The organism is Bacillus cereus group sp. BfR-BA-01381 (assembly GCF_022663555.1).
Lineage (GTDB): Bacteria > Bacillota > Bacilli > Bacillales > Bacillaceae_G > Bacillus_A > Bacillus_A pacificus.
This window is the reverse complement of record NZ_JAKUFR010000108.1, coordinates 1-13,279: the sequence shown is the minus strand read 5'-3', so window position 1 is coordinate 13,279 and position 13,279 is coordinate 1. Positions and strand designations below refer to the sequence as shown.

Here is a 13,279-nt window from a genome sequence, read left to right as displayed (position 1 = left end):
CTGAAGAAGAACAGAAAAAAGCTGAAGAAGAAGCGAAAGCTAACGAGAAAGTACCAGCTGAAAAAACACAGTCAAAGGCAACTGACGCTTATACGAAACCTTCTTGGAAGCCAGTAGGCACAGAGCAAGGTGCAACACCTGCGATGACGTTTAAAAAAGGTACAGCAGATTGGAATGAGATGAATCAAGCGATTTCAGCTGCAATTGACGTTCCAGTAGAGCAATTAATTATTCATCGAATCGGAAATAACGGTAAGAATAAAGCTTACGGTAACGTACAAGATAAACAAACAGGTAAAAGATATTATGTAAATATTGATTGGGTAGACAATGAGGGCTGGAAACCAGTACTTGTTCAAACTCTAAACTAAAAAAAGAGAAGCTCCTTAGGAGCTTCTCTTTTTTAGTTAGCGTAATTTCTTTAATTTAAAATGAACAACCGCGCTATAATATGGTCTTTTACTTTCAGGATCCATAACCATTTGATGCGAGATGTGATGAACTTCAAGCATAAGTGCTTTATTATTATCGATTTGTTCACTGATTTTTCGTTCTAAAGAAGCTAAGTCTCCCGCTTCAAAAAATTCTACTTTATCTTCTAACATTTCAAAGGTAAATGACATGAAGACGGCCCCTCTCCTATGTAATCAACTATAGTGTAACAAAGAAAAGAAGGAAATACCATGTACATTTCAATTGACATTTTTAGAAAGAGGGAATATCATACTGATAAAACCGATAAGAAAAAGGGGAATTTTTATGGGTACAGAATTTAATGGTTTATTTGATGAGTGGGCTCATACGTACGACTCATTTGTACAAGGTGAAGATATACAATATAAAGAAGTTTTCGCCCATTATGAGGACATTCTAGAGGATGTAGTTAACAAGTCATTTGGTAACATATTAGAATTTGGTGTCGGTACAGGTAATTTAACAAATAAATTATTACTTGCTGGCCGTACAGTTTACGGTATAGAACCGTCACGTGAAATGCGCATGATTGCAAAAGAAAAATTGCCAAAAGAGTTTTCCATTACAGAAGGTGATTTTCTTTCGTTTGAAGTCCCGAATTCCATTGATACCATAGTAAGCACCTATGCATTTCATCATTTAACAGATGATGAAAAAAATGTAGCGATTGCGAAGTATAGTCAATTGCTAAACAAAGGTGGTAAAATAGTGTTTGCTGATACGATATTTGCAGATCAAGATGCATATGATAAAACTGTTGAAACAGCAAAACAAAGAGGTTTTCATGAGTTAGCAAACGATTTGCAAACGGAATACTATACACGTATTCCAGTTATGCAGACTATTTTTGAAAACAATGGCTTCCATGTAACGTTTACGAGATTAAATCATTTCGTTTGGGTAATGGAGGCAACTAAGCAATAGAAAGAGGGATTAGATTGAGAATTGCTGTAATTGGAGCAATGGAAGAAGAAGTACGTATTTTACGTGATAAATTAGAACAAGCAGAAACAGAAACGGTTGCGGGTTGTGAATTTACGAAAGGACAATTAGCAGGACATGAAGTAATCTTGTTAAAGTCTGGTATTGGTAAAGTAAATGCAGCGATGTCAACGACAATTTTATTAGAAAGATATAAGCCTGAAAAAGTCATTAATACTGGTTCAGCTGGTGGATTCCATCATTCTCTAAATGTTGGGGATGTCGTTATTTCAACAGAAGTTCGTCACCATGACGTAGATGTAACAGCATTTAACTATGAGTATGGGCAAGTACCAGGAATGCCTCCTGGATTTAAAGCTGATGAAGCATTAGTTGCATTAGCTGAAAAATGTATGCAGGCAGAAGAAAATATTCAAGTTGTAAAAGGTATGATTGCAACAGGCGATTCATTTATGAGTGATCCGAACCGCGTTGCAGCTATTCGTGATAAATTTGAAAACCTTTATGCAGTAGAAATGGAAGCAGCAGCTGTTGCACAAGTATGCCACCAATATGAAGTTCCGTTTGTTATCATTCGTGCACTTTCTGATATTGCTGGTAAAGAATCAAATGTTTCATTTGATCAATTTTTAGATCAAGCAGCTCTTCATTCTACAAACTTTATCGTAAAAGTATTAGAAGAGTTAAAGTAATGTAACAAAAAGGCAACTGTCTCATATAAAGAAAATACATACAGTTGCCTTTTCTTTATTGGCAAATAAGGGGGAGAACACGATGAATGTATATCGTGGAGTTCATGAGTTAATTGGTCATACACCAATTGTAGAGATTACTCATTTTTCACTTCCAGAAGGGGTCCGTTTATTTGCAAAGCTTGAATTTTATAACCCAGGCGGAAGCGTTAAGGACCGATTAGGAAGAGAATTAATCGAAGATGCGCTAGAAAAAGGGCTTGTTACAGAGGGCGGAACAATTATTGAACCGACTGCTGGAAATACTGGTATTGGACTGGCACTTGCAGCGTTACAACATGATTTACACGTTATCGTTTGTGTACCAGAGAAATTTAGCATTGAAAAACAAGAATTAATGAAAGCACTAGGTGCAACGGTTGTGCATACGCCGACTGAGCAAGGAATGACCGGTGCAATTGCAAAAGCAAAAGAGTTAGTAAATGAAATACCGAATTCATACTCTCCAAGTCAGTTCGCAAATGAGGCAAATCCTCGTGCATATTTTAAAACATTAGGACCTGAACTGTGGGACGCATTGAATGGAGAGATTAACATATTTGTTGCTGGAGCAGGAACTGGCGGTACGTTTATGGGGACTGCATCTTACTTGAAAGAAAAAAATATAGATATTAAAACAGTTATCGTAGAGCCAGAAGGATCTATTTTAAATGGTGGTAAGGCTGGTTCACATGAGACCGAAGGAATTGGACTGGAATTTATCCCGCCATTTTTGAAGACATCTTATTTTGATGAAATTCATACGATTTCTGATCGAAATGCATTTTTACGAGTGAAAGAATTAGCGCAAAAAGAAGGACTTCTCGTTGGGAGCTCTTCAGGAGCAGCATTTCATGCAAGTTTACTTGAAGCAGAGAAAGCGGCGCCAGGTACAAATATTGTAACGATTTTTCCTGATAGTAGTGAGCGCTATTTAAGTAAAGACATATACAAAGGATGGGAATAAAAAATGAGAGCAAAGACAAAGTTAATTCATGGTATTCGCATAGGAGAACCTTCAACTGGATCTGTAAATGTACCGATTTATCAAACGAGTACGTACAAACAAGAAGCAGTTGGTAAACATCAAGGATATGAATATTCACGTACAGGCAACCCAACACGTGCAGCTTTAGAAGAAATGATTGCGGTATTAGAAAACGGCCATGCTGGTTTCGCATTTGGTTCAGGAATGGCGGCTATTACAGCTACGATTATGTTGTTCTCAAAAGGTGACCACGTTATTTTAACAGATGATGTGTATGGTGGAACGTACCGCGTGATTACGAAAGTATTAAACCGCTTCGGTATTGAGCATACATTTGTAGATACAACAAACTTAGAGGAAGTTGAAGAAGCGATTCGTCCAAATACGAAAGCGATTTATGTAGAAACACCAACGAATCCGTTACTAAAAATTACTGATATTAAAAAAATATCTACTCTTGCTAAAGAGAAAGATTTATTAACAATTATTGATAACACATTCATGACGCCATATTGGCAGTCGCCGATTTCTTTAGGAGCAGACATTGTACTTCATAGTGCAACGAAATATTTAGGAGGTCATAGTGACGTAGTTGCAGGTCTAGTAGTTGTAAATAGCCCGCAATTAGCAGAAGATCTTCACTTTGTACAAAACTCAACAGGCGGCATTCTTGGCCCGCAAGATAGTTTCTTACTACTTCGTGGTTTAAAAACATTAGGAATTCGAATGGAAGAGCATGAAACGAATTCACGTGCAATTGCTGAGTTTTTAAATAATCATCCAAAAGTAAATAAAGTATATTATCCAGGCCTTGAGTCACATCAAAACCATGAATTAGCAACAGAACAAGCAAATGGATTTGGTGCTATTATCTCATTTGATGTAGATAGCGAAGAAACATTAAATAAAGTACTTGAGAAATTACAATACTTTACACTGGCTGAAAGTTTAGGAGCAGTAGAAAGTTTAATTTCTATCCCCTCTCAAATGACACATGCATCAATCCCAGCAGATCGTCGCAAAGAATTAGGAATTACAGATACATTAATTCGAATTTCTGTCGGTATTGAAGACGGAGAAGATTTAATTGAAGATTTAGCACAAGCGTTATCGTAGTAAAAATGCACTGCTAGTATAGGCAGTGCATTTTTACTACGTTATTTTGTGAAATATTTCACAAAATAGACATACACAAATGAAATGATTTCATGTATATTGAATTCATGAAGTGTTACTCACGAACAAACTTGTGAAATATTTCACAAACAATGAAGTTCATGTAGGAAAGCAATTCTATTTTTTTTGCGCTAATCGGGACTAATTATGACCGATAGGGCCTTGTTTAGTCCAAGATAGCAGAATAGGAGGAATTTACATGGTAGTCAAAGAGAAGGTTGTAAATGAAATGCAGGAAGTAAAAGAGATGATTGATACGTTAGTGAATAACGGTCGAAAGGCTTTACAAGCATTAGAAAGTTTTACACAAGAGCAAATTGACAACATTGTTCATGAAATGGCATTAGCAGGGGTTGATCAACATATGCCACTTGCGAAGTTGGCTGTTGAAGAAACAGGTCGTGGTGTATACGAAGATAAATGTATTAAAAATATTTTTGCTACTGAATATATTTGGCATAGCATAAAGAAAGATAAAACAGTAGGGATTATTCACGAAGATCCTCATGAAGAAATAATAGAAATTGCGGAGCCCGTCGGTGTAGTAGCTGGGGTAACACCAGTAACGAATCCAACATCGACAACAATGTTTAAAGCATTAATCGCGATAAAAACGAGAAATCCAATTATTTTCGCATTTCATCCTTCCGCACAAAACTGTTCTATTGCAGCTGCGAAAACAGTATACGATGCAGCGGTGAAGGCGGGGGCACCAAAACATTGTATTCAGTGGATTGAAAAACCTTCTGTCGAAGCAACGAAACAATTAATGAACCATGAAGGTGTTGCGCTTGTTTTGGCAACTGGAGGGGCTGGTATGGTGAAATCAGCTTATTCTACTGGAAAACCAGCGCTAGGTGTAGGTCCTGGTAATGTACCATGTTATATAGAGAAATCAGCGCATATAAAACGAGCGGTTAATGATTTAATTTTATCTAAAACATTTGATAATGGTATGATTTGTGCATCAGAACAAGCAATTATTGTAGACAAGGAAATTTATGATGATGTGAAAACAGAAATGATTGCAAATGATTGTTATTTTGTAACCGAGGAAGAGAGAAGTAAATTAGAAAAGCTTGTTATTAATGAAAATACATGTGCAGTAAATAGTGATATTGTAGGGAAATCCGCACAGTATATTGCCGAATTAGTTGGAATTACTGTACCTAAAAATACAAAAATGCTTGTAGCTGAAATACAAGGCATCGGAGCCGCATATCCACTATCTCGTGAGAAGTTAAGTCCAGTATTAGCTTGTGTAAAAGCAAATTCATTAGAAGAAGGATTTACATATTGTGAAGAAATGTTAAACCTCGGTGGTTTAGGACATTCAGCAGTTATCCATTCTGTAAATAAAGAAGTGCAAAAGCAATTTGGATTACGTATGAAAGCTTGCCGCCTTATTGTAAATGCCCCTTCATCACAAGGTGGAATCGGTGACATATATAATGGATTTATTCCATCACTTACGCTTGGCTGCGGTTCTTACGGGAAAAACTCGATTTCTCAAAACGTAACAGCGACGCATTTATTAAATATAAAAAGGTTGGCAAATAGAAAAAAGAATATGCAATGGTTCAAATTACCACCAAAAATTTATTTTGAAAAACATGCGACAGCATATTTAGCAAATATGCCTAACATTTCACGTGCATTTATTGTAACGGATCCAGGAATGGTTGAGCACGGATATGTAGATACGGTCACGCATTATTTACGTAAACATGTAAATGATGTGAAAGTTGAAGTTTTCTTTGAGGTTGAGCCGGATCCATCAGATGAAACTGTGTTTAAAGGTGCAGAAATGATGAGAAGTTTTCAGCCAGATGTAATTATCGCACTTGGTGGTGGTTCAGCGATGGATGCCGCGAAAGGGATGTGGCTTTTCTATGAGCATCCAGAAACAACATTCTATGGAATTAAACAGAAGTTTTTAGATATAAGAAAACGAACATGTAAATATCCGGAATTAGGAAGTAAGGCGCAGTTTGTTGCCATTCCAACAACATCTGGAACAGGATCAGAAGTGACACCATTTGCGGTTATTACAGATAAGAAAAATAATATAAAGTATCCACTCGCGGATTATGAATTAACGCCAGATGTAGCAATTGTTGATCCACAATTTGTAATGACAGTACCACCACATGTAACAGCAGACACTGGCATGGACGTATTAACGCATGCAATCGAGGCGTATGTGTCTGTTTTAGCGAATGACTATACAGATGGATTAGCATTAAAGGCCATTGATCTCGTATTTAAATATTTACCAAGAGCATTTAAAGATGGAAATGATGAAGAAGCACGAGAAAAAATGCACAATGCTTCTGCAATCGCAGGAATGGCATTTGCAAATGCCTTTCTAGGTATTAATCACAGCTTAGCACATAAAATTGGACCAGAATTTCATATTCCACATGGGCGTGCGAATGCAATTCTTATGCCGCACGTAGTTCGCTATAATGCTATTAAGCCAAGAAAACACGCATTGTTCCCAAAATATGAGCACTTTGTAGCCGATGAACGCTATGCACATATTGCGAGAATGCTCGGGCTTCCAGCAAGTTCGACTGCAGAAGGTGTGGAATCACTTGTCAAAGCAATTATTGAGCTCGGAAAAAGTTTAAATATAAATATGAGTATTGCAGGACAAGGAGTTGCTAAAGACCAATTTGAAGAGGTTGTTGGATTATTAGCAGAAAGAGCTTTTGAAGATCAATGTACAACAGCTAATCCAAAATTACCTCTCATTTCAGAGCTGAAAGAAATTTATATGAAAGCATATAAAGGTGAGTAATGGTTATGAAAGAGTCGCCATAAAGCGGCTCTTTTTCTTTTGGAAAACATCTCCCAGAATGGCTGTATTTACTTGTCTTTCAGTTTAATAGAATATGATACAGTGAAATGGAGGAGTGAGAATATAATGAAGGAATTACAAGAAAAGATAGAAGATTATACTCGGTTCGGACAAATTCTTCTCGCTGTAAGTACATTGTTAATGGTTGGCTTATTGATTCCGACTGGAGCAAAAGAAACGATACAATTTTTTGTTATGATGGGGAGCATCGTTATATTTTTAAGTTTATCTTTCTTTTTCTTTCAGCGTGTGAAAGTGATGCGAGACGAGTTAGAGGGAAACGAATGCGAATAATATTGATAAATAGTGCGTTACAAAAAGAAGGAATCTTTTTTGTAACGCTTTTTGTTTTTTTTCTAGAAAATGTATGCGTTTTATATTGACAATGATAATCCTTATCAATTAAAGTAGAATAGTAGTTAATGATTATCATTATCAATTAGAGGTGAAAGAATGAAAAAATCTATTACGCTATTTACAGCGATTTTATCTATTTTTTTCTTATTAATAGGTTGCAGTGCAAAGGGAGACGAAAAAGCAGCGGCAACAAAAACAGAAAAAGGAAAAGAGAAAATAGAAGTTACCGACCTGTCAGGAAGAAAGGTAATATTCGATAAAGTGCCAGAGAGTTTTGCAACATTAAGTATGGGAGACATGAATATTATTCATGCTTTAGGTGGAAAAATAGTGGGTCGTCCGGATGCAAAAATAACTCTTCCAGAGGATATAAAGAAAGTACAAGTAATCGGAAATGCACATCGGCCGAATTTTGAGCAAATTGCTAGCTTAAAGCCCGATGTACTTATTGCTAATAATGGGTTCCAAAAGAATGTTCCAACGGTTGAAGGGCAAGGAACGAAAGTAATGATTTCTTCTGCGAATTCTGTACAAGATATTCTAAAGAATATTGAACTATACGGAACGATAATGAAGAAAGAAGATAAAGCAAAAGAACTTAACCAAAAAATTACGAATCAAATGAAGACATATGAGAAAAAGAGTGATGTGAAAGCATTGCTAGTGTATGGAGCACCTGGTACTTATTTAGCAGCATTACCAACCTCTTTATCAGGTGATATTTTAGAAAAAACAGGTGGGAAAAATATTGCAGCTGATTTTCCAGAAATGAAGGAATATCCGCAATATGCACAGCTAAGTGTAGAACGCATTATTGAGGCGAATCCTGATGTGATTTACTTAATTACACATGGAGATCCAAATAGCGTTAAAAAAGCATTTGAAGGCGAAATGATGAAAAATGAAGCGTGGAAAAATTTAGATGCAGTAAAACAAAATCGCGTAGTTATTTTGCCACCAGACTTATTTGGATCAAATCCTGGAACAAAAGTTACAGAAGCGATGGACTTTATGTATAAAAGTATACAAGATGTAAGGAAATGATAAGTATGGAAAGTAGTGAAGTAGTAAGGGAAAAGGAACATCCTTTTGCGAAAAAAAGATGGATCATAGCAGTTACTTTAGTTGTATTAACGGTTTCATGTCTTTTTTACGGTCTTTTCGCAGGAAGCCTATCCTTTTCTTTACGAGATATTGTAACAGGGATACAAGATGAAGGTTCGACAGTTCATCGAATTGTATGGGATCTTCGTATACCAAGAGTGCTCGTTGGATTTATAGTAGGAACATGTTTAGCTGCATCTGGCGCACTGCTACAAGGGGTGATGAGAAATCCTCTTGCAGACCCTGGTATTATCGGGGTGTCATCTGGAGCAGGTCTTGTCGCAATTGTAATTATGATTTTATTCCCTCAGCATATGGCGTTTTTACCACTCGGTGCGTTTTTAGGAGCTTTCATAACGGCGATGATCATTTATGCTTTATCATGGCAAAAGGGGGCACCACCTTCAAGAATTGTCTTAGTAGGTGTGTCAATTAATGCATTAATAGGTGCAGCGACGTCAGCATTAATGTTATTACATAGTGACAAAGTACAATCTGTGTTACCTTGGTTAGCGGGTGGCATTGGTGGGGTAAGTTGGGCACATTTAAACATGATTATTTATTATGCAATATTCGCTATTATATTGGCCTTCTTCGGTATCAAGCATATTCGAGTATTAATGCTTGGAGATGAAATGGCGAAATTATTAGGTCATAACGTGGAGAGAAGCCGGTTTTATTTAATAGTAGTAAGTACGTTATTAGCTGGAATTGCAGTTAGTGTTTCTGGTCTTATTGGATTTGTCGGTCTTGTCGTACCACATATGTTACGTTTATTAGTTGGAAATGACTATAAATATTTACTGCCATTATCATGCCTTGGCGGAGGAATATTACTTGTTTTCGCGGATGCGATAGCTCGAAGTTGGTTTGATCCAATTGAATTGCCTGTTGGTATTTTATTATCCTTCTTAGGCGGTCCGTTCTTCTTATATTTAATTCATAGAGGAGGAAAACGAAGTGATTTCCGTTAATAAAGTGTTTTACGCACATTCTGAAAGATTTCAAATGCAAAATATGAATGTACATATTAAAGCTGGAGAGGTCGTTAGTTTAATTGGACCGAATGGATCGGGGAAATCTACTTTGCTTCGTTTAATGGCAAGACTACTTAAACAAAGCGAAGGGGATATCGTTTTAGATGGAAAAAGTATTCATACGATGAAAAGTGCCGATGTAGCGAAGCAATTAGCGATGTTACCACAAATGCATGATCATCAATTGGATTTAACAGTGAAAGAATTAATCGAATTTGGAAGAGGACCTCATAAATCATGGAGAGGTCGCTTAAATAAAGAAGATGAAGAAATTGTTGATTGGGCATTGTCTGTTACAAATCTTGAAGGGTATGAATATCGTCTTTTACAATCTTTATCAGGAGGAGAAAGACAACGTGCTTGGATTGCAATGACGCTAGCACAACGTACGAACGTCTTATTATTGGATGAGCCAACAACTTTTTTAGATATCGTTCATCAGTTGGAAGTAATGGAACTTGTGAAACGATTAAACGAGGAATTTGGCATGACAATTATAATGGTTTTACATGATATTAACCAAGCGGCTCAATATAGTGATCGTTTACTCGTATTAAAGCGGGGGAAGCTTCAGTATGACGGTATACCAGAAGAAGTGTTATGTCATGAAATGTTTCAACATGTATTTGGCATAGATGTAGATATTTTTCAAGGAAGCGACAAGCCATTTTTTACACCGAAGCGAATTTCTAAAAAAGGAGGAGCAAGATGCGAACAGAAGAACGTATTACCACTGAGTTAGTAAGGGAATTTGTTATGGCAGCTCACGGAGATTTAGAAAAAGTACAAGAACTGTTAGCTGAATCGCCAAGTTTACTTCATGCCTCGTACAATTGGGGCGGATCAGATTGGGAAAGTGCGTTAGGAGCAGCGGCACATGTAGGTCGTAAAGATATTGCTCTCTATTTACTAGAAAAGGGTGCTCGAATGGATATTTTCGCGGCCGCTATGCTTGGAGAATTAGAAGTTGTACAAGCTATTTTAGTAGCACAACCAGAAGCATTATGTGCATCTGGCCCCCATGGTATTTCTCTTCTTCAACATGCACGAATGGGCGGAGAACAAGCACAGCGTGTATTTGACTACTTAACGGTGCTTTCTTAATGACCGCCAAAGTTCTTATGTGCGGTAAACTTTTCACTTTCATATAATTGGAAAGTTTACCGCCCGTTAGAACGGGATAAGTATCTAGTGTATTTGAAAATCCTACACCCCCCTCAATTGTAGTTTTCTTTATGCTAGTTATGATATGGATGCAGTAGACAATATTTGTCTACTGCCTTTTTTAAATCCTTTCTAGATTGAATATTCTGTATTTCGTCTTTAGTTCCTTTATAATAGATAGTAACATTTAGTATATATCCAAAACATGATCGTGTAGGTAAGTACAAATTCGTGGGAAGGAGTGCAGAAATGTTTCATACAAATCGTTTACAAATTCGCAAATATACAATGGATGATTTACAGTTCTACGCTTCATTATGGGGAAATGAGAAGGTAATGCGCTATATTGGAAATGGGACGTTAAAAACATATATGCAGTGTAAAAAAAGTTTGGAAGAGTGGGTGATTCCTAGCTATAAAAACGGTCTCGGTTTATTTATATTGATTGAAAAGGAAACGGGAATACGAATTGGTCATGCAGGATTAGTAAAGCAGCAAATAGATGGAAAAGAGGAAATTGAAATTGGCTATTGGCTATTACCTCAGTATTGGGGAAAAGGATATGCGAAAGAAGCAGCAGCAGCATTTCGAGATTATGGCTTCCAAGCGTTACGAATGAATAAATTAATTTCTCTTATTAATCCGGACCACCCCGCCTCAATCTTTGTTGCTAGAAAAACGGGGCTTAGTTACGAGAAAACAACTTCATTTCATGGGATGGATGTTCTCGTTTATTCCATTAGGCGCATTGGATGAAAAAAGGTTAATTGCATCTTTTGAAGAATGATATATAAAAATAAAGGGGGGATTACATGTACATTTATCATAATGGACTTATTATTCGTGAGGGAACGAATGGTGTACCTGCATATGCAATTAAAACTTTATTCGAAGATGCCGGTTGGAGCAATGATAATATCCCTTCTTGGCAAATTGAAAAATTCACGATAGCATTTGAAAATTCAACATGGGCATTCACAATTTGGGATGAAGAAGAGATGGTTGCGATGGTTCGAGTCATTTCTGATGGAATCATGGTCGCGAACATAGTAAATTTAGTTGTGAAATGTGAATATAGAGGGAAGGGATTAGGTAAGAAACTTGTTGCTCTTTGTTTGCAAAAATTGCCACATGGTGACTGGTTTGCGCATACTTCTGCGAGTAATTTTGATTTTTATAGAAGTTGTGGTTTTGAGGTGAGAGAGTTATCGAGAAATGGAACATGTGCGTACTATGGATACCAAGCTGCAAAAAGAGATGGGCATCGGTAAAGGAGCGAAAAGTAAGGAAATAGTACAGCTATAAGTATTTTTTGTTCTTTTTATAATAGAAAATGAATTGAGACTCATTTTATGGTAAAATGAAAGAAAATTCTGTTTATTATTAGGGGGATAAAAATGAGTATAAAAGTTGGGGATGTATTTAAATATGAAAGAAGATTTACTGAGGAAGAGGTTTTTGAATTTGCAAATATTACAGGGGATAAAGGCAGGCATCATATGGAATATGATGAAAATGGACGTTTAATGGTTCATGGTTTATTGACTGCTAGTATTGGAACGAAAGTAGGCGAAGAATTACATTACATAGCAAGAGAATTAGTAAGTGAGTTTATTAGACCAGTTTTTACAGGAGATACGATCACTTGTGAATTAACTTTAACAAATATTGAACAAATGGAAGGATACAAAAAGGTTTCAATCGAGTCAGTTTATCGTAATCAACACGAAAAGACTGTACTAGTTGGGACAAGCTATGGAGTTATAAGAGGATAAAAAAGAAGCCTGATTTACAGGCTTCTTTTTTTAATAAACACGTTTTCGATTTTCTGCATGACTAGAGATGAGTAATAATGCAGTTTCTTCTCCTATATTACGAACGATATGAGGAACACATGCATTCCAGGAGAAAGAATCCCCTTCTTCTACAATTGCAACATCTTCTCCATGTTGAACTTCTAGTGTGCCGCGTAATACAAGGTGACATTCTTCCCCTTCATGGGCATTTGGTGTGTTTTCTTTCGGAAACCCAGCAGGAATTTCTACGAGATTTAGGCGAAGGCCACCTTGCTCTGCAACATGTTCGATTCTTTGTTCATCTTTTCCGTATACACTATATTTACGCTCTACCTTTTTGACAACTTTCAATCGATCTTTTTGTTCTAACAATAAATAGGGAAGAGGAACGTTTAAAAAATTGGAGATCGTTTCTAAAGTTGAGATAGATGGTGATGTTTTATTATTTTCAACCTGACTCATAAACCCTTTAGAAAGACCTGTTCCCTCACAAATTTGTGCGATTGTTATGCCTCTACGCTGACGAATTTCACGTATTGCAGAACCAATATTCATAAAATCAAGCTCCTTTTTATAAACAACTATTTGTATCATAGCAAAAAAAATATATATTTTCCCAGTGAAAATGAATTGACGAATAAAAAAAA

The 13,279-nt window shown here is 36.5% G+C and carries 16 protein-coding genes; 14 read left to right on the top strand and 2 right to left on the bottom strand.

Annotation, left to right across the window (positions count from 1 at the left end; translation table 11 throughout):
- Positions 1-371: YrrS family protein (locus tag MR079_RS24865; RefSeq protein ID WP_242294817.1), on the top strand; the 371-nt coding region annotated here is incomplete at its 5' end.
- A gap of 36 nt (positions 372-407) precedes the next feature.
- On the opposite strand, the gene MR079_RS24860 is transcribed toward MR079_RS24865, so the two are convergent.
- Positions 408-623: a YrzA family protein gene (locus MR079_RS24860; RefSeq protein ID WP_000010984.1), complete on the bottom strand. Its 216-nt coding sequence runs from the start codon at positions 621-623 to the stop codon at positions 408-410.
- 136 nt (positions 624-759) lie between these two features.
- On the opposite strand from MR079_RS24860, the gene MR079_RS24855 reads away from it, so the two are divergent.
- The 13 genes from MR079_RS24855 to MR079_RS24795 all read left to right on the top strand — a co-directional run bounded on the left by MR079_RS24855 (position 760) and on the right by MR079_RS24795 (position 12,611).
- Complete coding sequence (locus MR079_RS24855) at positions 760-1,398, top strand: class I SAM-dependent DNA methyltransferase (protein WP_242294816.1); 639 nt, start codon at positions 760-762, stop codon at positions 1,396-1,398.
- Positions 1,399-1,412: 14 nt separating this feature from the next.
- Entirely contained in the window at positions 1,413-2,108 is a 696-nt protein-coding gene (gene mtnN, locus MR079_RS24850) for a 5'-methylthioadenosine/S-adenosylhomocysteine nucleosidase (protein ID WP_001217039.1), read from the top strand.
- 82 nt (positions 2,109-2,190) lie between these two features.
- Positions 2,191-3,114: an O-acetylserine dependent cystathionine beta-synthase gene (locus tag MR079_RS24845; RefSeq protein ID WP_139866572.1), complete on the top strand. Its 924-nt coding sequence runs from the start codon at positions 2,191-2,193 to the stop codon at positions 3,112-3,114.
- A 3-nt stretch (positions 3,115-3,117) separates the two neighbouring features.
- On the top strand, positions 3,118-4,251 hold the full coding sequence (locus MR079_RS24840) for a bifunctional cystathionine gamma-lyase/homocysteine desulfhydrase (protein WP_139866574.1): 1,134 nt from the start codon (positions 3,118-3,120) through the stop codon (positions 4,249-4,251).
- 259 nt (positions 4,252-4,510) lie between these two features.
- Positions 4,511-7,114: a bifunctional acetaldehyde-CoA/alcohol dehydrogenase gene (gene adhE / locus MR079_RS24835; protein ID WP_139866576.1), complete on the top strand. Its 2,604-nt coding sequence runs from the start codon at positions 4,511-4,513 to the stop codon at positions 7,112-7,114.
- Between the two features lie 126 nt (positions 7,115-7,240).
- Positions 7,241-7,468, top strand: a complete 228-nt coding sequence (locus tag MR079_RS24830; RefSeq protein WP_000661449.1) for a YrhC family protein — start codon at positions 7,241-7,243, stop codon at positions 7,466-7,468.
- 159 nt (positions 7,469-7,627) lie between these two features.
- Positions 7,628-8,575 carry a helical backbone metal receptor gene (locus MR079_RS24825; RefSeq protein ID WP_242294815.1) on the top strand — a complete coding sequence of 316 codons (948 nt, stop codon included), beginning with the start codon at positions 7,628-7,630 and terminating at the stop codon, positions 8,573-8,575.
- 5 nt (positions 8,576-8,580) lie between these two features.
- Entirely contained in the window at positions 8,581-9,609 is a 1,029-nt protein-coding gene (locus tag MR079_RS24820; RefSeq protein WP_139866579.1) for a FecCD family ABC transporter permease, read from the top strand.
- Positions 9,596-10,414 carry an ABC transporter ATP-binding protein gene (locus MR079_RS24815; RefSeq protein ID WP_029439978.1) on the top strand — a complete coding sequence of 273 codons (819 nt, stop codon included), beginning with the start codon at positions 9,596-9,598 and terminating at the stop codon, positions 10,412-10,414. Before MR079_RS24820 ends, MR079_RS24815 begins: the two co-directional genes overlap by 14 nt.
- The gene (locus MR079_RS24810) at positions 10,381-10,776 is read left to right on the top strand and encodes an ankyrin repeat domain-containing protein (RefSeq protein ID WP_139866582.1); all 396 of its coding nucleotides are present in this window, start codon (positions 10,381-10,383) and stop codon (positions 10,774-10,776) included. The genes MR079_RS24815 and MR079_RS24810 overlap by 34 nt, the downstream gene beginning before the upstream one ends.
- Before the next feature lie 309 nt (positions 10,777-11,085).
- Positions 11,086-11,592 carry a GNAT family N-acetyltransferase gene (locus MR079_RS24805; RefSeq protein ID WP_277933166.1) on the top strand — a complete coding sequence of 169 codons (507 nt, stop codon included), beginning with the start codon at positions 11,086-11,088 and terminating at the stop codon, positions 11,590-11,592.
- Between the two features lie 56 nt (positions 11,593-11,648).
- Positions 11,649-12,107 (top strand): GNAT family N-acetyltransferase, encoded by a 459-nt coding sequence (locus MR079_RS24800; protein WP_242294814.1) that lies wholly within the window; start codon positions 11,649-11,651, stop codon positions 12,105-12,107.
- A gap of 126 nt (positions 12,108-12,233) precedes the next feature.
- Positions 12,234-12,611: a hotdog family protein gene (locus MR079_RS24795; protein WP_000025009.1), complete on the top strand. Its 378-nt coding sequence runs from the start codon at positions 12,234-12,236 to the stop codon at positions 12,609-12,611.
- Positions 12,612-12,641: 30 nt separating this feature from the next.
- On the opposite strand, the gene MR079_RS24790 is transcribed toward MR079_RS24795, so the two are convergent.
- On the bottom strand, positions 12,642-13,187 hold the full coding sequence (locus MR079_RS24790; protein WP_014893504.1) for a helix-turn-helix domain-containing protein: 546 nt from the start codon (positions 13,185-13,187) through the stop codon (positions 12,642-12,644).
- Positions 13,188-13,279 lie beyond the last annotated feature (92 nt).